The sequence below is a fragment of the uncultured Methanobrevibacter sp. genome (assembly GCF_902769175.1).
GTDB lineage: Archaea > Methanobacteriota > Methanobacteria > Methanobacteriales > Methanobacteriaceae > Methanobrevibacter.
In genome coordinates, this window is the sequence record NZ_CACXNW010000001.1 from 91,416 (window position 1) to 115,447 (window position 24,032).

Sequence of the window (24,032 nt, forward strand, 5' to 3'; positions counted from 1 at the left end):
AAAGGATTTCATTGAAATGGTGATAAATCAAAATGGAAATTGTTTAATATAGTTATTTATAAAATATTAATTAGGTTAACTTAATATATAGTTTAAACTACATTCTAATGTTATGAGGGATAATATGAAACTTGAAAATAAATTTACGATATTCATTATTTTTTTAATCTTATTCCTTTCCATTGGTTCAATATCGGCTAATGAAGATTCAGATAGCTATTCATTAGGCCTTAGCGAAAATGGAGATATTGGATTAAGCGATAATGGGGATACAGAAGATATTGCTTTGTTTGATTCAATTTCTGCTTCTGATGGAAATGATGATTTAAAGAGTTCAATTGAGGAAAGTGCAAGTTCAGATAAGCTTGAAGATTCCAGCAAAACTTTAGATGAAATACAATCTATGGTTGAGTCTGCAAATGATGGAGATACAATTTATTTAAGCGGTAATTATACCGGCTCTGAAAAATCCGTTAACATAAGCAAATCCATAACAATTGATGGTAATGGCTCAACTACAATAGATGGAAAAGCTGCAATGTCAAATAACCTATTTTACATTAATTTGAATGATGGCAATGTGACAATTAAAGGCATTACATTTGTAAATGCTAATTATCTAGCTATTTGTGCTATTTCCGCTAATTCCATATCAATTGAAAAGTGTGCTTTCAAAAACAACAATGCTGCTGTTTACATTGAGTCTGCTAATTCTACATTAATCAGGAATTGTGTCTTTAACAAGAACCAAGATAGCTTTATAGGTGCAGGAGGAGCTGCAATTTTTGTCCAATCAGTTAAGTCTAGAATATTGAATTGCAGGTTTGTGAACAATTCTGTAGACTTGTATATTGATTCATCATATAGCTGTGGTCAAGGAGGTGCAATATATTCCAATTGTAACTATTCTGAAATAAACAACTGTTCATTTACTTCCAATAGGGCTGTAGAATATGGTGGTGCAATTTATGAGGTTTCTAATCTATCTAAAATATTGAATTGCGTATTCAAAAACAATACTGTCAGATTCTTCCAGGAAGACTTTTATAATTATGGTCCTGGAGGAGCCATATACTGCACTTCTAAAAGATCTGCAATAGTAAATTGTTCCTTCACTTCAAATAGGGGAAGCCATGGTGGAGCTGTTTACTATAATGGAAAGAATTGCACAATCACCAATTGCGTTTTCAATAAGAATATTGCAACTAAAGGTGGAGCTATTTACAAACCTTCAAAAACCCTTGCACAAAAACAGCAATTAAGAATAAGCAGATCTAATTTCACTGATAATAAGGCATCTTTAGGTAGGGATGTATTTGGTGGAGTCTGTTCAAATTGCATTTTCAACTACGTAAAATTAACTGCAAACAATAGGACTATAAAGAAATCTGCTAAACACTTTGTCTTATCCGTAAAGCTTACAAAAGGAAAAACTTTACTTAAAGGTCAAAGAGTTAAAGTCATATTTAGAGGCAGAACATATATTGCAAAAACCAATTATAAGGGAATTGCAAGAGTCACTATTAAAAGGGCTGTTATTAAAAAGCTAAAAGCAGGTAAAAAATACGCAGTAAAATTTACTTACAGCAAGTATAGCATAAAAAGAGTTGTAAAAGTTAGACATTAGAGAGAATACTCTCTAACTTTTTATTATTTTTGTATTTCTATTTTTTTATCAAGTTTCTAAATCCAAGCAAAGTTGATTTTAGAAAGCTTTTTTTTTAAATTTTAAATTAAAAAGACATCTGTTTTTGAGTGATTTGACTCTTATTTTTAGATTAAGAAACATCTAATTTTTAAGCTATTGCTCTTATTTTTAATTAAAAAGACATCTAAAATTAAGTTTAATCAATCCTATTTAATCTAAAATTAATTTCAAATCAGGATTTTCAACAGATGCATCCTTAAAGGTGTCTATCATATCTTCTTCAAGAAGGGAACTGTCCTTAATAATGATTATTTTATTAGACAATTCAGTTAAGCAATCATACAATGCATCAAGATTTTCACCATAGTAATCTGGAAAATCCAATTTCTCTCTAATGTATTCATGGGGATTCTCTTTCATTTCCTCTCCATACAAGACTACTTCATTCATGTTATCTATCATCTTTCTCAGTTTTTTTCTAAGTCGTCTGTTTTCCAATAGTTTATTTGACATAATTTCTTTCCTTTCAATTAAGATTGCCAAGTCATTAAGTCAAGTGCTCAAAGCTTGCATAGTGATCTCCAGTATAATACACTTCATAATCATCTGTAGAGAAGACTATTCTTTTCGGACCTCTGCTGCTTGCACCTAAGGTGTCGATATCACATTCCTTGTACTCATGGTTAATAGGCAAGATTGATTGACGATTTGTAAAGATGTCTCCACCTATGCATTTTCCAGGAGCGTATTTTTCCACGCTACCTCCATGCCATCCAAGGGCTTTTGCCTCTTTTTTAGTGATATAGTTAGAAGGAAGCTTGTGATATGTGTCGATATATGCTGCAACCTCTTCCTTTGAGTCATAAGTGCCATTTTCGCTTATGCCAAGTTTATCAGCATCAAGTGTTGGAGCATCAGAGGATGAATCATCTCCAATGCATCCGCTTACTGCTACCACTGCAAGCAGAATGACCATTATTAATCCAATAATTTTCCAGTTTTTCATTTTAATCCCTTATTTAATTTATTGAAATAATTGATATTCTTACTTTATTTTTTATTTTTAATAAAATTTTTTAAGTTTTTTTAATTATTTTTTCAATGGCTTTTTAATCAGTTTAATTTTTCTTTTTTTTTTAATTATTTTTTCATTGACTTTTTAATCAGTTTAATTTTTCTTTTTTTAATTATTTTTTTTAAATCTTCTTAAGCAGTTTAATTCTTAAAGTATATAAAATATTATGAATATAAATTTAATAGTATAAATTTTATTTTTTATTATAATCTTTAGAGGAATCTTTGTGGATAAGAAAAAGATATTGATCATTGTAACAGGAAGAGGCATAGGAGGAGATGCTGGTACAGCATTGAATGTTTACAATGCACTTGAAAAAAGAGGATATGATTGTGAAATCGCTTTGGATGAGTCCGCTCCAGGCTTATTATTTAAAAAGAACAATATAGGATGGAATAAGGTAATCATACCACAAGCTGGAGGTCACTCTGCAACAATCATGACCACTATAAAGGCAGGTATCCGTGCTATTAGAGGTGTTTTCCAAACAAGAAGTCTTTTGAAATCCAAGAAATTCGATTTGGAATTAGGAATTCTTGGAGGAGGAGCTATTGTCGGTGCCCTTGGAGCAAAATTAGCAGGAATTCCTACTGTAAGTCTTTTGATTACTCCACTTGACACTAAAGTATGCAGCCATATTGGAACTCCAATCATACTCCCTGAAAACAACTTGTTTTTAGCTGAAGACATTCCAGAGAATATGGTAAAGTCTTTCTCCCCAGTTAACGATAACATTACCCATGGAGATAAGAACAAGGCGTTGGAAAAATTAATCCAACACTCTAAAGAAGCTAAAGAGAGAAATCCTGATGCGATTGAATTTGATGAAAACAAGCCTACAATCGTCTTTTCATCTGGCTCTTCATTATTTGAAAAGACCGCTCAGGCAATCAATCAATTCTCTAAATACTCTGATAAATACAATCTTGTTTTATGCGGTGATCCTTTAGACGATTCTATCATTCAGTATATTGATGAAAGCAAAATGATCAATGTCGGCTTTATCGATTGGGTAAATGATTTATTATGCCTTGCAGACCTTGCAGTACTCACAAATGACGGATTGATGCTTCATGAAGCTATGGTATGCAATTTGCCTGTTGTAATATTAAAAAGAGTAAAATGGGGCAGATACCACGATATGGTTTCAATCTTCAAAGGTGCAACTGTAGAATGTGACCTTGAAGACTTGGATGAAAAGATCTTTGAAGTCATGGACAACTATGATGAATTTGCAAAAAGAACAGATGAGTATAGAACAGCTATTTTAAATGTAGGAGACAACATTTGCGATATAGTTGATGGATATTTAAAATAAATGGTCTATTTTTTTAGCTTTTGTGTTACTTTATCAAAAACATGATTCTATTTTTTTCAAAACTTTTGCATCTAAAGTTGTTTCTATTTTTTTTCATAACTTTTGCATCTAAAGTTGTTTCTATTTTTTTTCATAACTTTTGCATCTAAAGTTGTTTCTCATAACTTTTGCATCTAAAGTTGTTTCTATTTTTTTTCATAACTTTTGCATCTAAAGTTGTTTCTATTTTTTTTCATAACTTTTTTCATTTTTGATTAATTTTTTCCTTTATTTACCTAATTCTTGGAGGGGATGACATTTTCTAATTATGCCTTGTTTATCATTATCTTTAGGAAATGAAATCCTGATGTATTTAGCTTGTATAACTATAAAACCTTTTTCCATTGAAATATAGTGCAAGTAAGCACTTACATTCGGAAATATATATAAGACAATTTATATACATTATATTGTAATTTGAATGAGAATAATATCTTTTCATTTAAAAAGTGGAAATTATTAAGATTTGGTTGAAATCTTTATTTTTGATTTAATTTATTCATAAGTAATGTTATGCATAAGATTTAAATTTTATTTCATTTAATAACTCAGGTTTCTAATTGAGTTTTTTCTAATGATTTGTTTTTTTGATTACTTATGGGGTTTTTTTTTTTAACATTGTAATGCCTTTAAGTTCTTGGGCTGAAACATATTTGTTTCTATTTTGATCTTTTTTGACATTTTTTTTTAGTTTGAAATCATGTCAAAATCATTTATGATTGTCTAATGCTTTAATGTTGGTAGATTTTAAATGAAATAAAGATTTCAATTAACCTTATTTAAATGAGTAAAATTATAAATTATTTTTTTGAGGAAAATGGTGGTAATGTGGTTATTAATAAACATACGGTTTATTCAAAACTTGTTGTATTGTTTATAGTTATTTTTATTTCTTTTTTAATTAGCATTTCTCCGACTTGTGCATATGAGATTGATGACAATTCAACTTGTTTGAGTAATGTGGTTGATGGCTCTGCGCATCAGGATGGTTTTGATATGCATCATAGACTTCCCATGGAACATAGAATGTGGTTGATGGCTCTGCGCATCAGGATATTGGTTTGAATAATGTTCAAGTCTCAAGTACACATAGCCAGGGTGCTTCATTTGCAAATGATGATGATTTTGGTCTTAATTTATCTGATGAACCTTCAGTAACACCTTATGTTAAAAAGAAAAGCAAGGATAAATTTAAGGAAGAGGATTATGTTGCTGTTGGCAATTTCAGTTTATTGAATAGTGAGCTTATGGATTTTATTGACAATAGGAATTATAATATAACCATTCTTGATGATAATGAGGTTCGTAAGGTTTTTGATCCTGAAAAAAGTCAGAAAGTCCAGACTTTTTATTTGACTAGGGATTATGTTTATGATGATGCTACTGATAAGGAGTTTATTCATGGTATTACCCTTTTAAAATCTCCGAATAAAAATACATTTCATAATATAATCATAAATGGTAATGGTCATTTTATTGATGGTGCTGGCCTTGCCAACATTTTTAGGGTTGGAGGTTCTAATATTCAGATTTGCAATTTGACTTTTAGGAATATGTCTTCCATTCATGATTATTATCTTAATGAGATTTTTGGAAATAAGTATCCAAGCAATACGTTAAGTGATAATGCGCCTATAGTTTGGACTGGAATTGATGGTTCACTTTTTAATTGTACTTTTACTGACAATATTGGTTATTCTGGCGGTTCAATCCTTTGGAGAGGAAATAATGGGTATATTGGTCATAATAAGTTCGTTAACAATTTTGCTCGGTATCTTGGCGGTTTTGCTTATGTTGAAGGTAAAAATGTTACAATCACTGACAATTTGGTTGCCAATTGTGAGGCGAGATTGGATGGGGATGCCTTATATGTCAAAGACTTGTCTTCCTGTATTGTGGAGAATATGAATTTCATTAAACTTAATCTTACTAATTCAAGTTTTGTTGCTCCGGATATTGTGGATGGTTCATTGATGGATGTTGATATTGATATATTGCGCGCTACCTATTTGCGATTTGCTAATACTCTCATTGATACATTCCCTATTGCATATGGCACTTTATTCTATGGTTATGATTTTTATAATTTAAGTGATGATATTGTTGCATTTACCAGTTATGATGATTCTGAGAATCTTTTGACTTTGACTTTAAGCAGGTATGTTTCACCTAGTCTTGAAATTCGTAAGATGTTGAATATTGAAATTGATAAGAATGATTTTTCAAGTTCCTTTATGAATCTTGTCTTTGAAGATGCTTCATTTCAGCTTATTAATCATTATACTGTAAATAATGCTGTGTATTATAGTAATGCTGTGGGCCTTGAGGCTTCTGTAGTGAAATCCATGTATAATCAGTTTAAGAATGAAATGGGATATAATGATACAGAGAGGCTTATGGTGATGTTGGATGTTAAATTCGATCATGCCATGTCCATATCCAGTGATTTGACTTGGACTCCTAATGGTTTTGATGTTATTAATATTGATGGAAATGGTTCTCTTATTTCTATTACAAATCATGAGCGTGATGAGAAGAAATTTGTTGATTGGAGTGGCGATGCCATTTTTGTTGCATCTAATTTAAGGGTTTCCGGTTTTAACAATGCTTTTATGAATGATCAGGGCAGATGATTTTAAGGAATCTTGAGATTTTTGGCAATAAGATGGAGTATATTGTTGATCGTGATTATGGTACTGGTATTTTGAATACTGGGGTTGTATATTCTATAAATTGCACATTCCATGATAATAAGGCTAAATATGGTGGTGCAATCTATAACCAAGGCTTATTGATTCTTACTAACAGTTCCTTTTATTCCAATAATGGATATAGCAAAGGTAAGGATATTGTTAATGTTGATAAGGGTGTTGTTTCTATTGATGGTGAGACTTTTGAGGCTTGCGGCGGCAAGAATATTGTGTATATAGAGAGTTTGAGTTCTGATTGGCAGACTGCTATCAAGATTACTTGTTATGCAGGGTCTTTTATTCTTGGTGCGGTTGCAGGCTTTTTCACTGCTAACCCTCTTATAGCTATGGCTGTGGGCGCTGCTATAGGTTCTGCTGTTGGTGGTGTTGGAAGTGCTGTTATTTGCAGTAATGTTTATGATATTAATTTTTGTAGGTGGTCTTGTGCTTTGACTTTGGTTCTTGGTTCTGCTGGTGCTGGTGCTGCTGGAGGAGGAATAGGAAGCCTCATTCGTTATTATGTTACTTATAGTGCAGCTCAAGCACAAATTCAAGCTGCAAGTCAAGCAACTGCTAGTAGTTCAGCGGCTACAGACACTCTTCCAGAAGCTACTTTTGAAGAGGCTGTTAATTTGAATAATCAACTCGCCCAACAACAAAATACGTTTCTATCTATGAATACTGCTCAACAACAGATTGAAGGTCTTAGAGCAGCGGTTTTTCAAACTTTTCGGACTTGTAAGCTTGCTCTTATTGATGCTAAAGTAGCTTTACATACTTTGATATTATCATCAGCCAAAGCTGTGATGATTTCTACTATTGCTACTACATTGATTTCTTATGGTCTTGTAGCTGCTGGAACTACTGTTCCTGGTGCGATATTAAGTTCTACTGTTGTTTATGTTGATTCGGATGATGTGGATAGGTTATTGCCTGCAGATTCCAATTCAATCCTAGTGGCTTCTGATTTGATTCATAGCATTAAATTTGATAAGGATGGGGATATTCAAGTAGTCAAAGCATTTATTAATTTGACTAAATCTTTTAGTGAAGATGAAGTATTGGATGCTATCTCCTCTATAGATTTAAAAAGAGAAGGACTTGACTCTATCTTATATTAATTGATTGGAAATTGAGGGGGTATGATTAATGGTCTTAATTCATATCCCAATATATATTTTTATAGGTTATAATGAAATGATTTAGGAAAAATGGTGGTAATGGCGGGTACTGACAATAAGTGCATTGTTTTTTTATTAGGTATTTTTATTTGTTTTTTATTGTGTGTTTCTCCTGTTTGTGCTAATGGAGATTTAGTTAATTCAACTGGTTTGGGTTATGTGGCTGATAATTCTGCATATCCGGATATTGATTTGAATCATGATCATATCTTAAGTGAGGGTAGTTCAGATGTCTCAAATGGGGATGATGATAAATCAAATATTAATTCATCCAATGAAAAGTTAGAAAAGAGTCCTATTAAAAATGAAAATAATGTTAAATTTGAGGTTGTAGATTCTGTTGAGGTAGGTAATTTCAGTTCTTTGAATAGGGAGCTTAATGTTTTTATTGATAATAAGGATTATAAAATTGTTGACTATGGGACTAAGGATGTTCGTAAGGTCATTGATGTTGAGAAGTCAGGTAAAGTTCAGACTTTTTATTTGAATCGGGATTATGTTTATGATGATGCTACAGATAGGGAGTTTATTCATGGTATTGTCCTTAAAAAATCTGAGAATAATAATGTGTTTAAGGATATTGTCATCAATGGTAATGGTCATTTCATTGATGGCTGTGGTCTTGCCAGCATTTTTAAAGTTCAAGGGCCTAATATTAAGATTTGCAATTTGATTTTTAGGAATATGTCTACCATTCATGATTTTTATCTTAATGATACCTTTGGTAATAAGTATCCTAAACGTGTTTCTGAAGATAATGCACCTATTGTTTTGACTGGTCTATATGGTTCAATTTTTAATTGTATTTTCATTAATAATATTGGTTATTCTGGTGGTTCAATCCTTTGGAGGGGAGATGACGGTTATATAGGGCATAATATGTTTGTTAACAATTTTGCTAGGTATCTTGGTGGATTTACTTATGTTGAAGGTCGAAATGTCACTATTGCACATAATCTGGTTGCCAACTGTGAAGCAAGACTGGATGCGGATGCTTTATATGTTAGGAACTTGTCTTCCTGCATTGTTGAGAATAATAATTTCATTAAAGTGAATCTCACCAATTCCTCCTTTGTTGCTCCTGATGTTGTGGATGGTTCATTAATGGATGTTGATAGCGCTGTATTGCGTGCCACCTACATGCCATTTGGTTACACTATCGTTGATACTTTTCCTATAGTGTATGGTACTTTATTCTATAATAAATGTTATTATAATCTTAGTGATGGCATTGTGGTTTTTACTAGTTATGATGATGTGGAGAATGTTTTGTCTTTGACTTTAAGCAAGTTTGTTTCACCAAGTCTTGAAATGCGTAAAGTGTTGAATATTAAAATTGATAAAAATGATTTTTCAGGGTCTTTCCTTAATCTTACCTTTGAAGAGGCTGCATTTCAGCTAATTAAGCATTACACTGTTTATGATGTAGTGGATTACAGAGATGCTATAGCTCTTCAATCTTCAACAGTGAAAGAGGAGTATGATCATTTTAAGGAGGAAATGGGATTAAAAGATTTGGAAAAGCTTATGGTTGTGCTGGATGTTAAATTTTATAGTGCATTGATTATTAAATTTGGTTTTATATGGAATCCTAATGGGTTTGATGTTATTAATATTAATGGTGCCGGTTCCAGTATTTCCACTTCTAATGATGAGCATGCTGAGAAGAAATTTGTTAATTGGAGTGGTGATGGGATTTTTGTTGCATCTAACTTAAAGATTTCGGATTTAACCATGCATTCATAAATAATATGGGGCAGATGATTTTAAGGAATATTGAGATTTTTGGAAATAAGATGGAGTATATTGTTGACTGTGATTATGGTGCTGGTATTTTGAATACTGGGGTTGTATATTGCATGAATTGCACATTCCATGATAATAAGGCTAAATATGGTGGTGCAATCTATAATCAAGGATTGTTGGTAGTTACCAACAGTTCTTTTTATTCCAATAATGGATATGGCAAAGGTGATGATATTGTTAATGTGGATCATGGTATTGTTTCTGTTGATGGTGAGAACTTTGAGGCTTGTGGCGGTAAGAACATTGTGTATCTTGAGGGTTTGAGTTCTGCATGGCAGACTGGTATTAAGATTGCTTGTTATGCTGGGTCTTTTGTATTAGGGGCGGTTGCAGGTATTTTCACTGCTAATCCTTTTGTAGGTATTGCTGTTGGTGCTGCTATTGGTTCTGCTGTTGGTGGTGTTGGCAGTTCTGTTATTTGTAGTAATGTTTATGATATTAACTTTTGCAGGTGGTCTTGTGCATTGACATTAACTCTTGGTTCTGCAGGTGCCGGTGCTATTGGAGGTCAAATTGGAGGAGTTTTAGGCTCATGTATGGCTCGTGCTGCTGCTTATAATAGCTTTTTGTGTGAATTGCAAATTGCAGATATACTTGATAGTCACTCAATTGAGGCTATGGTTCGTTCTACTGTTTTCAGTCTAGTGTTAGGAGAAAATATGGCGATTGCTGCGCATTCTATTCCTGATGCTATATTGACTCCTACTGTTGCTTATACTAATCCTGATGATTTAAAAAAGGTATTGTCTTCAGATTCCAATACTATCATTGTGTCTTCTGATTTGATTCATAGCATTAAATTGGATAAGGATAATGGTATTCAAGTAGTGAATGCTTTTATTAATGCGACTAAGTCTTCTTTTAGTGAAGATGAAGTATTGGATGTAATCTCCACAATAGATTCAAAGAAAGAAGGACTTGATTCTATCTTGTATTAGCTCCACAATAGATTCAAAGAAAGAAGGACTTGATTCTATCTTGTATTAGTTTGATTGGAATATTGGGGGTGAATAATAATCTTTTCATCATCCCCTATCTATTGTGATATCGTTGACAACTATTTAAAATAACAAATTTTCCTTTTTAAAAATTTTTCATTGCTTTTTTTTTATTTGATTTTCAGTATTTCCTTATACATTTCCTTTAATTAATTTTTAGCATGTTCTGAATAGTGCTCGTTGTCCTTATCGTTTTCTATTGCAAATAATAACAATTCATAAAAGACCTTATTGAATGATCTCCCTTTTTCTGTCAGGAAATATTCTGTATTTTTAGGCTCTTTTTCATTTATTTTCTTATAAATCAAGCCATTTGTTTCCAGGGTCTTAAGACATCTGGTTAATGATTTATTGTCTATGGTTTTTCTATTGGTTTTAAATTCATTGAAGTGACTTTTACCTAAAAACAAGTCTCGCAATATATGCAATGTCCATTTGTTGCTTAGATATTTGACTGCATCTTCAACTGGATTTCGTTCATATTTCCTTTCATAATAGCTTAGTTTTCTTTCATCCATATTTAACTATTGGTTTTTAAATGCTAATAAGTTTTTCATGAAGTTATAAAATCAAACATACATTATTTTAAAAGTTTTCATGAAGTTATAAAATCAAACATACATTATTTTAAACGAATCGGATTGTAAATTCATTTATTTTTAAAAAGTGGCATTGATGCCACATTAAAGATTTATATGTTGCATTTTAAATTTTTAATTGCAATTAACTTATATTGACTTATTTATGGAGATGAAAAAATGCCAGTAATTAGTTTTGATATTGTAGAATTAGAAAAAGAACAAAAAGAAATTTTAGCAAAAGAATTCTCAGAATCCGCTTCAAGAGTAACAGCTTTACCAGTTGACATGTTTTATGTGCTTTTTAATGAGAGAAAAGCAGATAATGTTGGTGTAGGCGGAGTTCTTTTAAGCAATCAAGAATTTTAATTTTTTTTTTTAAATGGATTTTACATAATCTAGCTTTAAAGATATATTTGAATTTAGGAGATTAGTTGATGAATAGTGAAAAAACAGTTCAGATGACAACATTCTTAGCAGGATTGTTTGCAATATGTTCAGGTCTTGCAATAGGCAATTTATATTGGGTTCAGCCATTGCTTGTGCAAATCACTAACGGATTTGGACTTTCTGCAGCAAGCGGTGGATTATTGGTTACTGCAACTCAAATAGGATATGCCTTAGGTATCTTATTCCTTGTGCCACTTGGGGACTTTGTACGCAGAAAAAGATTGATAAGCATCGTTATGACATTATCTGTTTTTGCATTGCTGTCCTGTGCTTTATCTCCTTCTTTCATAATATTGTCCTTATCCTTATTTAGTATGGGGATTGTAACAGTCTCTGGACAGATCATATTGCCTCTTGCCGGTGATTTGAGCAAAGAGGAGGAACGTGGACATATAGTTGGAATCGTTTCCTCTGGAATTACTGCAGGAATTCTGTTTTCAAGATTTGTAAGTGGTATCATTGCAGGATTTTGGGGATGGAGATCAGTATATATAATCGCAGCCATCCTAAACTTGATAATGGCATTGGTCATAATATATGTCTTGCCTGAAATTCCAAGGAAAAACAAGCTTGAATCATATAAGGGGCTCATATTCAGTGTATTCACTACATTTAAACGTCATAAGACATTAGTGAGAATCTTGTTGCACAGCGGTTTGATATTCGGTTTGGTCTTTAATATATTCTGGACTTCCTTTACATTCCTATTGTCTGATGCACCTTTCAATTACAACACATTTCAAATAGGCCTTGTCAGTTTGGCAGGTCTTGTTGCTGCAGTGGTAGGATTAGGTCTTGGAAAATTGCAGGATAAAGGTTTAAGCGTACCTGCATTAGGTGTGTTCATAATCTTAAGCATTATATCTATGGTTGGAGGATTGCTATTTTCCGATTCAATTATAGCTATTGTGATCATTGCAGCTGTATTTTCAATTGCTGTTCAGGGAATATCAGTTTTATCTCAGGCAAGATTATTTGCCTTATCCAATGAAGAGCGCAGTCGATTGAATACAGTATTTGTAGTTAACAATTTCCTCTTTGGTGCTGTGGGAAGTGCTTTGGCATCATTCCTATGGTCACAAGGTGGATGGTCTTATGTAATGATTGGTGCAATCGTGATTTCATTAATGGCTTTAATTGTATGGCTATCTTCACGAAATCCGTTTTATGAAATAGATAGGAATATTTTATAATCCATTAATAGTCCTTAATTAAGAATTAATTTATTTTTTATTTTAATTTCCATATTCATTTTCCTATTTTTTCTTATTTTCCTTATTTTCCTTATTTTCCTTATTTTCCTTATTTTTTAGTTTATTGAACTGATTCAAAAATCTCTCATCAAAGTTTTGACAAATGTTCGCATATCTGTTCTGCACTCCAACAGATGTTTCAGGAAGGACTGATTTCTCTTCTCCAGTAAATTTTACAATTGTACGGAAAAGCTCCTTTCCATCTCTTATAACTATCTTAACAAATTTGATGTCTGTTTCAATAATTTCCATATTGTCTAAATTGGCATCTCTAAACATTTTGATGATTTCCAGCTTTTCTCCATTGATGTAACATTCTGGGGTTGCAAGGATCCTTATTGGAATGCCTCTTGGAAGCTCTTTAAATGCTTTGATAAGTGCCTCCCCTTCCCCTTCAAGGAGGAATCCTATTCTCATATTGATTGATTTTCGAGCTCTTTTTATGATTTCAATCTCTTTATTGATAATATTCTCACTTGTTTTAATCAGCCAAACTGGAGCCTGGATTTCGGATATTTGATCATTATAGATTTCATCCAATTTCTCTTCGGAATTCTCCAGTTCCTTAATCAATTCCTCCTTTTTCATTTTGAATATTTCACTTGGAGGAACTACGTGATATTTAAGAGGCCTTGTATGGGTTATTGTAATGAATCCTTTCTTGTCCAACTGCCTTAAGGTATCGTAAATCTTAGAGCGAGGTATTTCAGATGCCTTAGCTATTTCTTCTGCCTTTCCTGAGATTATATTGGTCATTCCTATGTATGCCTTTGCCTCGTATCTTGTAAGGCCAAATTTCTCTAAAGATTCAATAATTGATTCCATTTTAATTGCCTCTTGAAGTTCAAATAAAGATTTAAATTAGGGATTTCTCTATTCTGTTAATTAATTATAATATTCTAATCAGAATTAGGGACTTCTCTATTCTGTTAATTATTTTATAATATTCTAATCGTTTTATAAATATATTTTGTTACTTTTTACCCTACAATAGTTACAAAATCTTTATATGTCTATAAAAAATATCTTTACTTACAATAAGAATAAAAATAGAAAAAAATTTCTTGTATAGTTCAAGCTATTTTATATAAAAAGCTTGATTATTAAAATTCTTATTTAGGCCTATTTATTGATTTTAATAAAACTATGTTGCAATTGGAATTTCTATTTTCTAGTCTTAGAGAGAAGTTAAATTATATCTAAAAATAAGATTTAAAATTTTATTTAATATTAGAAAAAGGATGTGTGTTTATGAGTGATTTCAACATGTTTTGTTATCAATGTTCCCAAACTGCAAGAGGCAGTGCATGTACAAATGCGGGGGTATGCGGTAAAAATGCTACAGTTGCAAGACTTCAAGACAATTTGATCTTTGCAATGAAAGGTATTTCTGCCTACAACTACCACTGCAATGAATTAGGAGTTCACGATGACTCTGTAGATGAATTTTTGACCAAAGGATTATACTCAACATTAACAAACGTAAACTTTGATGTTGGCGATTTGGTACAGTTAGGGCTTGATGCTGGTGAAGCTAACTTTAAGGTTATGAAGATGCTTAAGGAAGCTCATATCAAGAACTTTGGTGAACCGGTTCCTACTGAAGTAAAGGTAGGGGCTCAAGAAGGTCCAGCCATCATCGTAACCGGTCACGACTTAAAGGCTTTAGAAGAATTATTAAAGCAAACTGAAGGAACCGATGTAAAGGTTTACACCCACAGTGAAATGTTGCCTGCTCACGGATATCCTGAGTTAAGCAAATATGAATCCTTAGCTGGCCAAATAGGTGGAGCATGGATTGACCAAAAGAAAATATTTGCAGAATACAATGCAGCTATTTTAGGTACAACAAACTGTGTGCTCTTGCCAAAGCCGGAGTATGCTGAAAGATTATTCACTATGGATATTGTAAAGATTCCTGATGCACAAGTTATAGAAGATTACGATTTCAAGCCACTAATCGACAAAGCCATTGAATTAGGCGGATTAAAAGCTGAAGAAACTAGCACAATAACAACTGGTTTCGGACTAAGCACTATTTTATCTTTAGCACCTCAAATCAAGGAATTAGTCCTTGCTGGAAAAATAAAAAGATTCTTCCTTGTACCTGGTTGTGACACTCCAAACCCAAGAATGAGCTATTACAGAGAGTTTGTACAAGAATTGCCAGAAGACACAATTGTATTAACTCTTGCTTGTAACAAGTTTAGATTCAACGATCTTGACCTTGGAGACATTGAAGGAATTCCAAGACTATTGGACTTAGGTCAATGTAACGATGCTATCGTAGCTATTGATCTTGCTGTAGCATTGTGTGACTTGTTTGAAATGGAATTGAATGAATTGCCTCTTACAATTGTATTAAGCTGGATGGAACAAAAGGCAGCTGCTATCCTCTGGACCTTATTATATCTTGGAAAAACCGATATGTTCATTGGACCGATTCTTCCTGCATGGGCTAATGAGGATATCTTGAATGTCTTGGTTGAAAACTTCAACTTGACTCCAATATCCACTCCAAAAGAGGATATCAAAAAGATTATGGGATAAATCCCATAATTTTATTTTCAAAATTTGAAAAGATGTTAAAATCGTATAAATTCATTTTCAAAATTTAAAAAAAGGTTAAAATCATATAAAAAATTTAACATAATAATAATTAAAAGGAGAAATGACTATGGATTTAAAAGGAAAACCAATTGAAATGGAAAGCTTGATAGAATATCAGGAAGGCTCTGTTGTGAGCATGGAAGTAATCAAAAAGGAACTTGGTACTGTAACTGTCTTTGCATTTGATAAAGGACAAGGATTAAGTGAACATAGTGCTCCTTTTGATGCTATGGTTCAAATAATCGATGGTGAAGCGGAAATCACACTTGCAGGAGAACCTCACACAGTTAAAAAAGGGGAATTCCTTATAATGCCTGCAAATGTTCCACATGCTTTGCAAGCAGTTAATGGACCATATAAAATGGTTTTAACTATGATTAAATCAGATTAGATTTAATTTCTTTTTTATTTCTTTTTGGAAACTGTAAAATTTTATAGGCTTATTTTAATTTTATCAGATTTCTTTAAAAGTAAAAATCAGTATTCTGATTTTAAGCCTAAACTTTTTTACAAACTCTTTTTTTTGACTATTTTTTATTTTTACATTTTAATTATAATATTGCTTTAATTTCATTAAAACTCTTCTAATTTTTCTATAATGGTTATATAATAAAAATTAAATAGTTTTCTATAATCAATCAGTTTAATTTAGTTTTATGTTAAATCACTCTCCTTCTTTAATAATTTTTATTTATTTTTGATAGGTAATTATTAATTTGAAAGTTAATTTTAAATATAACTGTTAATACATATTTTAGTAGTTATAATATATTTAATAGTTAATAAAAATTAATGAATTGTATTTGGTGATATTATGATTTATGCAGATACAAAAATTTATAAGAATAATCAAACAGCTATCCCTGCTAAAATACGCAAAGAATGTAATATTGGTCCAGATGATATTATAGAGTGGATTTTAGATGATGATGGTAAAGTAACATTAAATTTTAGAAAAAAAGTAACTTTTAAAGAGATGAGAGGTTCTATTGATTTGGGATATAAAACTAATTCTGTAAATTTAGAAAAGGAGCTTTACAAATGAAAATATTATTTGATACAAATTTTATTGTAGCTTATATCTTAATATCTGATGAATCTCATCAAAGAGCTATTCTTTTAGAGGATGATAAAAATATATTTGATAATGAACGTTTTATTACAAATCATATTGTAGATGAAGTTGTCACTATTATTGGCCAAAAATCAAATCCTGAAGTCGCATTAAAAACTTATAGATTTTTAAAAGATAATTTCACTATAATCAATGAATATGATTGTTTTGATTTTAATGATAGGGTAATGGCAAGATATAATAAAATGAACAATTCCAATAACCAAAAGATTGGGTTTACAGATTCTTCGATTATTGAAACAGCAAAACTATTTGAATTAGATGGGATAGTGACATTTGATAAGGAATTTCAAAGAAATGATGAAGTGGATATAATAAGTTAAATAATTAAATAGGTATTGACGTATATTAGAATATTATAACAATTAGCAATAAAATATTTTTTTATGTATTAAATTTTAATTTTAATTGGATGATTATTATGAATAGTGATAAGGTAAAATCAGGAGTGCAAAGAGCACCACATAGATCATTGCTACGTGCTTGTGGATTAAAGGATGACGATTTTGATAAGCCATTCATTGGAATAGCAAACAGTTACACAGATATTGTACCTGGACATATTCACCTAAGGGAATTGGTGGAATATGTAAAGCAAGGTATAAGAGAAGCTGGAGGAATTCCATTTGAATTTGACACCATGGCTATCTGTGATGGTATTGCTATGAACCATGAAGGTATGAAATACTCTCTTGCTTCACGTGAAATTGTAGTAAGCACTGTAGAGAGCATGACAATGGGTCATTGCTTTGATGGTCTTGTAATGATTCCAAGCTGTGATAAGGTTGTTCCAGGTATGCTGATGGCAGCTGCAAGATTGGATGTTCCTTCCATATTTGTAACTGGGGGACCTATGGCACCTGGAAGCTATAAAGGTAAAAATGCAGATTTGATTACTGTATTTGAAGCGGTAGGAGAGTTGTCTTCAGGAAAAATCACTGAAGAGGAATTATATGAAATGGAATGCTCTGCATGTTCTGGAGCTGGAAGCTGTTCTGGATTATTTACAGCAAATACAATGGCTTGCATAACTGAAACCCTTGGTATGAGCTTACCTACCTGTGCCACTGCCCTTGCTTTAAGTGATGAAAAGAAGGAATTGGCTGTAGCAAGCGGTAAAAGAATTGTGGAAATGGTTAAGGAAGACTTAAAGCCATCTGAGATTATGACTCAAGAAGCCTTTGAAAATGCAATTGCAATGGATATGGCTCTTGGTGGTTCAAGCAATACTGCACTTCATATTCCAGCTATTGCATATGAGCTTGAAGAAAAGGGAGTTCATGCAGACTTAGACTTATTTGATGAAATCAGTGATAAGGTTGCTCACATTGCACTTTTATCCCCTGCAGGTGAAGACACTATGGCAGATTTGCATGCAGATGGTGGTATTCCTGCTGTATTAAAGACAATAGAGTCAAAATTAGACACAGGGGTTATGACCTGTACTGGAAAGACCTTGGAAGAAAACTTAAAAGATGCAAAAGTCACTGGAAATGGAGTTATTCACTCACTTGATGATCCTTTTCATGAAGCTGGTGGACTTACAGTCCTTAAAGGAAATCTTGCTCCAAATGGTTCCATTGTAAAATCTGCAGCAGTGCCTGAAGATATGATGCATCTTAAAGGACCTGCAAAAGTCTACAATAGTGAAGAGGATGCTGTAGAAGCTATTTTCAATCATGAACTTAATGAAGGAGACATTCTTGTAATCAGATGTGAAGGACCAAAAGGAGGTCCTGGAATGAGAGAGATGCTAAACCCAACTTCAGCTATTATGGGAATGGGCATTAAAAATGTAGGTCTCATTACAGACGGACGTTTCTCTGGTGGTACAAGAGGTCCTTGCATAGGTCACGTATCTCCTGAAGCCATGAGCGGTGGTCCAATAGCAGCATTGAAGGATGGAGACATTATTGAAATTGACATCACTAATGGAAAATTAAGTGTTGAATTGTCTGATGAGGAAATCAAGGAAAGAATTGCAAATGCAGATCTTCCTGAAAAGAAAGTCAAAGGATGGTTAAACATCTACAGACGTTCAGTATCTTCAGCTGATGAAGGAGCTATTTTAAGATAGCTCTTTTAATTTTTTATTTTTTCTTTATTTTTTTTATGAAATTTTCAATTATTCGTAATTAATAGAAAAGTATTATCGGTTAAGTTTAATCGATGGAACATATTCTTACTTTATAAAATGTATTGTGGAGTTAATTAATGAAATATAGAAAATTAGGTAAAACTGGCATTAAAGTCAGTGAAATAGGTCTAGGAGCTGAATGGCTTCAAGGAAAAACATTAGATGAATCAAAGGACATAATTGATTATTGTCACAAAGAGGGCATAAACTTCCTTGACTGCTGGATGAGCGAACCTAATGTCAGAACCAATATTGGAATATCAATTAAGGACACAAGAGAGGATTGGATTATTCAAGGCCATTTTGGTTCAACCTGGCAGGATGAGCAGTATGTTCGCACTCGTGAAATGGATAAGGTGATTCCTGCATTTGAAGACTTTATGGAACGCCTTCAATTAGATTATCTTGATTTTGGAATGATTCATTTTGTTGATGAAATCGAGGATTTTGAAGAAATAATGAATGGGGAATTCATCAAATATGTAAGACAGCAAAAGGAAAATGGTGTAATTAAACATATTGGATTAAGCACACACAGTCCAACTGTAGCCCTTTTGGCTACTGAAGTGGAAGATATTGAACTCATCATGTTTAGCATAAATCCCGCTTTTGACATGTTGGCATCCATTAATAATATAGAAGTTTATATTGAAGATGACACCTATAATGATAAGGAACTTGAAGGTTTAGCTCCTGAACGGGCAGAGCTATATCAAATCTGCAAGGAAAAGAACATTCCTCTTGTAGTGATGAAGGGATACTTTGGTGGAAGGCTTTTGTCTGCTGAAGATTCTCCATTTGGGGTGGCATTGACTCCTGTTCATTGTATTGAATATTGCCTTAGCCGACCTGCAGTTGCTTCAATCATGGTTGGTGTAAAGGATGTGGGAGAAGTGGAAGCGGCAATTGCATATGAAAGTGCAAGCCTTAAGGAAAAAGACTATGCTTCAGTCCTTGTAAATGCACCTAAAAACTCTTATGAAGGTCAATGCACTTACTGCGGTCATTGTGCACCATGCACTGCAAACATTGACATAGCAAAGGTAAACAAGTTTTATGATCTTGCAAAACACCATGATGAGGTTCCGGAATCAATCAGGGCTCATCATAATGATTTGGCTTACAATGCCTCTGATTGCATAGCATGTGGCAGTTGTGAAGACCGTTGTCCTTTCCATGTAGGAATTGTTGAAATCATGGAAAAGGCTAAAAAGCTATTTGAATGATATTTCATTCATTCAAACTTGTTAATCTTTAAACTCTTTCATGTCTATTTCTTTTTTATTTATTTTCATTTCTTCTTTTTAGCTTTTATTCTTTTTTTATTTTTTATTTTTTCCTTTTTTAGTTTTTATTCTTTTTTTATCTATCATTATTTTTTTATTTTTATTAAAATACTTTCAAATGTAAGTTTTAGTATTTAGTTTTTAAATCATTTGATGCCTTTAAATTTATTTTAAAGTTTATACATTGCTTAAACATATAAAACATATTTTTTATGCTCTATTATTAAAATTTAAGATGTATGTAAGCACTTACATGCGAAAATCTTTATATATTCTCTTTTTTAAATTAAAACATGTAGTATATGATTGTTAAAATCAAATTAAATAATGGTAGGGAGACTTATGAATAAAAAAATTATGCTTTTTTTAATTTTATTAGTTTCAATTGTAAGTATTCGCTGTGTTTCAGCAGCTAATATGACTGATGTTGATTTAACTGTTTTGTCTGATTCTGATGATTCTTTGGATATTGAGGATTCCATTTCAGTCTCAGACAATAGGAATGATGGTGGGGAAAGACCAATGATGGAACTTCCTAGAGATTATGATAAAAAGAAGAATAAGACTATAGAGATTATTGGTCCTAAGATTCCTGCTAATTATTCTAATACTGAAATTATAGCTCCTAAAATAAACAGATCAGGTACTTTTGAAGAACTTCAGTCTTTGATTGATAATGCCGAATCATGGGACACTGTAGTTTTAAACAAAGATTATTATGGAAAAAAGAAAGCTAAGATTATAGTGAACAAGAATTTAACCATTGATGGTAGAGGCCATACTATAGATTGTAAGTCTGCAGAAGACTGTATTGCATTTTATTCCACTATGGGACAGGTCACCTTAATGAATCTCTACATAACCAATGGTTATAATGACGACAATTATAAGGGCGGTGCAATATTCATTGGAAAAGAGGCTAAGTATTCTATCATAAACTGTAAGTTCATTAACAATTGGGCTGATGATTATGGTGGTGCAATATATAACGCGGGTCCTAACGCTTTATTCATAAGGGATAGCCTATTCAGTGGAAATGAAGCAGATGATGATGACGGTGGAGCAATCTTTTCAAATGGGGCTGTGGAAGCTATAAATACCACCTTTAAATATAATAATGCAAATGATTATTGTGGAGCAGTCTATATAAATTGCAACAAATACTCATCTTTCAAGGATTGTTTGTTCAAATTCAATGAAGCATGTGATGACAGTGGTGGTGCAATCTATTCAAAAGGCGAATTGTATCTTAAATATTGTACATTAGAGTCTAATGAGGCTAAAGTTGATGGTGGAGCGGTATATGCCGAAAATGTATGTATAAACAGATATTCCTCCAAATCAGAACCTTCAGTCTTTCTGTATAATGAGGCAGAAGATAATGATGGCGGGGCGGTGTATGCTGATAACACTGTAAAAGTATTTGGCACAGAATTTTGGCATAATAGTGCATATGAAAATGGTGGAGCAATGTACTGTGATAACGCTTATGTGTCTAATAGTAATTTTGGAAATAATAAAGCAATGGGAGCAAAAATCGAAGAATGTGAAGGTGGAGCAATATATGCAGATTCTGATGTATATTTATATGAAAATTGTAGTTTTATGAGTAATGAAGCTGAGCATCATGGAGGAATAGATGCTGAAGATTTATATTTATGTCACCCTAGTGTTAAATTTTTGGGCAATAGGGCGGTTAAGGATCTTCCTTATGGATATTTTTGGTATGGAAACAGTTCTTTAGCATTAAATCATGATGTTGATGCAGATATTCATATTAGATTTTAAATTTTAACTTTTTTATTTTTCTTTTTTATTTCTATCAGACTGTAAAGATTAATCACAATATGTCTATTTTCATTTAAAAAATCTTTATTTTTTTATTTTATTTATATTTAGTATTGATGATTAATTTTCTTTTTTTCTTTTTTAATTTAATTTATTTTTAAGGTTTGATTTTCTTTTTTTTTTGGCTTGTCAATATTCCATTTTTTTAAAATTTAAAATGCTAAACTGTTTTTTAACTTTATTTTTAAGATTAATCTTTTAAAAATTTAAATAAAGATTAATTTATCTTTTATTTAAAATTTAGAGATGTAAGTGAGTACTTACATGCGAAAATCTTTAAATATGGTCTTGTTTAAACATTTAATAAGATATTTAGTTATTAATTAAATAAATTGGGATAATTATGAATAAAATACTAATGCTTTTTTTGGTTTTATTAATTTCTATTGTAAGTGTCAGCTGTGTATCTGCAGCTGATATGAACAATGAGGGAACAGATTTTTCGGGATATGAAGAATCTTTGGATGTTGATGATTCAGTTTCTGAGGACTTAATTTCTCAAAATGCTGATTACGAAAAGCCGAAGATGGAACTTCCTAAGGATTATGATATAAAATCAGCAGAAATAAATGATGATGATACTGATTCTGATTCTTTTATTTCTGATGATGAGGATGTAAATGATTCTACCTCTTCTGATACTGGAAATGTGGAAATAGTTGAAGATTCTAATGCTATTATTCCAACCAGCTTATATGCAGAGGATAAAATTGCATACAGTATGGATTATGATTCTCTTGTAATCACATAAGGGATTGTAATGGCAATCCTTTAAGCGGTTTGCCATTAAATGTTCAATTGAATGGGGATGCTGTTTACATAACTGATGTGAAAGGCCAAGTAAAGGTTCCTATTATGGGACTTGGTTCAGGAGTACATTTTGCAATCATAACATTTTTAGGAAACAAGCAATATGGTGCATCTGTTACAACAGCAAGAGTTGAATTATTCAAAGTTCCATCTCTAATCATTGTATCTAATGTGACTGCTGACTGGAAGGATGATGATTATCTTGTGCTTAGTTTAATCGATTCTGATGCTAATCCTTTAACTGATGTCCTTGTGTCTGTTGACTTGAATGGTAAAGCAAATTATACAACAGACAAAAATGGTCAAATCAAAGTTCCTACCAAGGAACTTCACCCAGGAACCTATGATGCAAAAATCACATTTGGTGGAAATGAGAGATGCTATGGGTGCTCTGCAACAGCAAAAGTTAAGATTAACTCATTTGATGTAATCTGTGATGCCCAGAACCTTATGGCACTTAAATCATACATAGACGCTATGGGGGCAAAAATCGAAGAAGGCTATAATAATGTTCTTCACCTACAAAACGACATCCAAACAATTAATGATAAGCTTATCATAACCATCAATCAAAATAAAGACATTATCATTGACGGACAAGGACACACCATTGACTTGAATGGAAGCAACAAGCATGACCATTACTTTGTAGTCAAATCAGGACATCTGATCTTTAGAAACATAAACTTCATCAATGGATACAATAAGGCCGGCGACAAAGGAGGAGCAATATCCTTTGAAGACAATGCTATTGGTACAATAATCAACTGTACCTTCAGGAACTGCTGGGCTGAAGACCACGGTGGAGCAATAGCAGACAGAACTGGAAACACATTAACACTCATAAATTCTACTTTCATAGGCAATAAGGCAAGCGATGACAATGGTGGAGCAATCTTTTGTAAAGGCCCTTTATATGTTGAAGACTGTTTGTTTGAATCAAATAATGCTAAAGTGGATGGAGGAGCTATTTTCTGCGAAAACGATATGGATGTAATAAGATCTGTATTCAATTTCAATAAGGCATCTGGCGCTAAGGCTCATCAGTGTTATGGTGGTGCTATATGTGCTAAGGGAACTGTTTACATTGACAATTCCACCTTTGAAAACAACACTTCTAAGGATTATGGTGGGGCAGTATATGCTAAAAACATTTATGTAAACTAAAAT

Annotated in this window: 21 protein-coding genes; 17 read left to right on the plus strand and 4 right to left on the minus strand. The window is 32.3% G+C overall.

From position 1 onward, the window contains the following. Positions 1 to 124: 124 nt before the first annotated feature. Positions 125 to 1,627: a right-handed parallel beta-helix repeat-containing protein gene (locus tag QZV12_RS00330; protein ID WP_295615495.1), complete on the plus strand. Its 1,503-nt coding sequence runs from the start codon at positions 125 to 127 to the stop codon at positions 1,625 to 1,627. A gap of 231 nt (positions 1,628 to 1,858) precedes the next feature. On the opposite strand, the gene QZV12_RS00335 is transcribed toward QZV12_RS00330, so the two are convergent. Continuing rightward, on the minus strand, positions 1,859 to 2,191 hold the full coding sequence (locus QZV12_RS00335) for a barstar family protein (RefSeq protein WP_295615496.1): 333 nt from the start codon (positions 2,189 to 2,191) through the stop codon (positions 1,859 to 1,861). Between the two features lie 4 nt (positions 2,192 to 2,195). After that, positions 2,196 to 2,654 (minus strand): ribonuclease domain-containing protein, encoded by a 459-nt coding sequence (locus QZV12_RS00340; RefSeq protein WP_295615498.1) that lies wholly within the window; start codon positions 2,652 to 2,654, stop codon positions 2,196 to 2,198. 295 nt (positions 2,655 to 2,949) lie between these two features. Here QZV12_RS00340 and QZV12_RS00345 point away from each other — a divergent pair, with 295 nt between their 5' ends. The 5 genes from QZV12_RS00345 to QZV12_RS00365 all read left to right on the plus strand — a co-directional run bounded on the left by QZV12_RS00345 (position 2,950) and on the right by QZV12_RS00365 (position 10,695). Beyond that, positions 2,950 to 4,041 (plus strand): glycosyltransferase family 1 protein, encoded by a 1,092-nt coding sequence (locus QZV12_RS00345; protein WP_295615500.1) that lies wholly within the window; start codon positions 2,950 to 2,952, stop codon positions 4,039 to 4,041. Positions 4,042 to 5,108: 1,067 nt separating this feature from the next. Beyond that, complete coding sequence (locus QZV12_RS00350) at positions 5,109 to 6,713, plus strand: hypothetical protein (protein WP_295615502.1); 1,605 nt, start codon at positions 5,109 to 5,111, stop codon at positions 6,711 to 6,713. A 32-nt stretch (positions 6,714 to 6,745) separates the two neighbouring features. Then, entirely contained in the window at positions 6,746 to 7,891 is a 1,146-nt protein-coding gene (locus QZV12_RS00355; protein WP_295615504.1) for a hypothetical protein, read from the plus strand. Positions 7,892 to 7,981: 90 nt separating this feature from the next. Beyond that, positions 7,982 to 9,697, plus strand: coding sequence for a hypothetical protein (locus QZV12_RS00360; protein WP_295615506.1), 1,716 nt, complete (start codon positions 7,982 to 7,984; stop codon positions 9,695 to 9,697). Positions 9,698 to 9,747: 50 nt separating this feature from the next. Beyond that, positions 9,748 to 10,695: a hypothetical protein gene (locus tag QZV12_RS00365; protein ID WP_295615508.1), complete on the plus strand. Its 948-nt coding sequence runs from the start codon at positions 9,748 to 9,750 to the stop codon at positions 10,693 to 10,695. A 209-nt stretch (positions 10,696 to 10,904) separates the two neighbouring features. On the opposite strand, the gene QZV12_RS00370 is transcribed toward QZV12_RS00365, so the two are convergent. Then, the gene (locus QZV12_RS00370) at positions 10,905 to 11,273 is read right to left on the minus strand and encodes a helix-turn-helix domain-containing protein (protein ID WP_295615510.1); all 369 of its coding nucleotides are present in this window, start codon (positions 11,271 to 11,273) and stop codon (positions 10,905 to 10,907) included. A 240-nt stretch (positions 11,274 to 11,513) separates the two neighbouring features. Here QZV12_RS00370 and QZV12_RS00375 point away from each other — a divergent pair, with 240 nt between their 5' ends. Continuing rightward, positions 11,514 to 11,702 (plus strand): tautomerase family protein, encoded by a 189-nt coding sequence (locus QZV12_RS00375; protein WP_295615512.1) that lies wholly within the window; start codon positions 11,514 to 11,516, stop codon positions 11,700 to 11,702. Between the two features lie 68 nt (positions 11,703 to 11,770). Beyond that, positions 11,771 to 12,976: an MFS transporter gene (locus QZV12_RS00380; RefSeq protein WP_295615514.1), complete on the plus strand. Its 1,206-nt coding sequence runs from the start codon at positions 11,771 to 11,773 to the stop codon at positions 12,974 to 12,976. 63 nt (positions 12,977 to 13,039) lie between these two features. Here QZV12_RS00380 and QZV12_RS00385 read toward each other — a convergent pair whose 3' ends face one another. Then, positions 13,040 to 13,861 (minus strand): TrmB family transcriptional regulator, encoded by an 822-nt coding sequence (locus QZV12_RS00385; RefSeq protein WP_295615516.1) that lies wholly within the window; start codon positions 13,859 to 13,861, stop codon positions 13,040 to 13,042. Between the two features lie 426 nt (positions 13,862 to 14,287). On the opposite strand from QZV12_RS00385, the gene hcp reads away from it, so the two are divergent. The 9 genes from hcp to QZV12_RS00430 all read left to right on the plus strand — a co-directional run bounded on the left by hcp (position 14,288) and on the right by QZV12_RS00430 (position 24,029). Next, a complete protein-coding gene (gene hcp, locus QZV12_RS00390) occupies positions 14,288 to 15,586 on the plus strand; it encodes a hydroxylamine reductase (RefSeq protein ID WP_295615518.1) in 1,299 nt (432 codons plus the stop codon). Between the two features lie 121 nt (positions 15,587 to 15,707). Next, on the plus strand, positions 15,708 to 16,037 hold the full coding sequence (locus QZV12_RS00395) for a cupin domain-containing protein (RefSeq protein WP_292786388.1): 330 nt from the start codon (positions 15,708 to 15,710) through the stop codon (positions 16,035 to 16,037). A 423-nt stretch (positions 16,038 to 16,460) separates the two neighbouring features. Then, complete coding sequence (locus tag QZV12_RS00400; protein WP_295615520.1) at positions 16,461 to 16,691, plus strand: AbrB/MazE/SpoVT family DNA-binding domain-containing protein; 231 nt, start codon at positions 16,461 to 16,463, stop codon at positions 16,689 to 16,691. Beyond that, positions 16,688 to 17,104 (plus strand): type II toxin-antitoxin system VapC family toxin, encoded by a 417-nt coding sequence (locus tag QZV12_RS00405; RefSeq protein ID WP_295615522.1) that lies wholly within the window; start codon positions 16,688 to 16,690, stop codon positions 17,102 to 17,104. Before QZV12_RS00400 ends, QZV12_RS00405 begins: the two co-directional genes overlap by 4 nt. 98 nt (positions 17,105 to 17,202) lie before the next feature. Next, a complete protein-coding gene (gene ilvD / locus QZV12_RS00410; RefSeq protein ID WP_295615524.1) occupies positions 17,203 to 18,858 on the plus strand; it encodes a dihydroxy-acid dehydratase in 1,656 nt (551 codons plus the stop codon). Positions 18,859 to 18,995: 137 nt separating this feature from the next. After that, a complete protein-coding gene (locus QZV12_RS00415; RefSeq protein WP_295615526.1) occupies positions 18,996 to 20,144 on the plus strand; it encodes an aldo/keto reductase in 1,149 nt (382 codons plus the stop codon). 402 nt (positions 20,145 to 20,546) lie between these two features. Further along, complete coding sequence (locus QZV12_RS00420; RefSeq protein WP_295615528.1) at positions 20,547 to 21,992, plus strand: hypothetical protein; 1,446 nt, start codon at positions 20,547 to 20,549, stop codon at positions 21,990 to 21,992. Between the two features lie 427 nt (positions 21,993 to 22,419). Then, a complete protein-coding gene (locus QZV12_RS00425; protein ID WP_295615530.1) occupies positions 22,420 to 22,803 on the plus strand; it encodes a hypothetical protein in 384 nt (127 codons plus the stop codon). A 29-nt stretch (positions 22,804 to 22,832) separates the two neighbouring features. Beyond that, entirely contained in the window at positions 22,833 to 24,029 is a 1,197-nt protein-coding gene (locus tag QZV12_RS00430) for a hypothetical protein (RefSeq protein ID WP_295615532.1), read from the plus strand. The last annotated feature ends 3 nt before the right edge of the window (positions 24,030 to 24,032 follow it).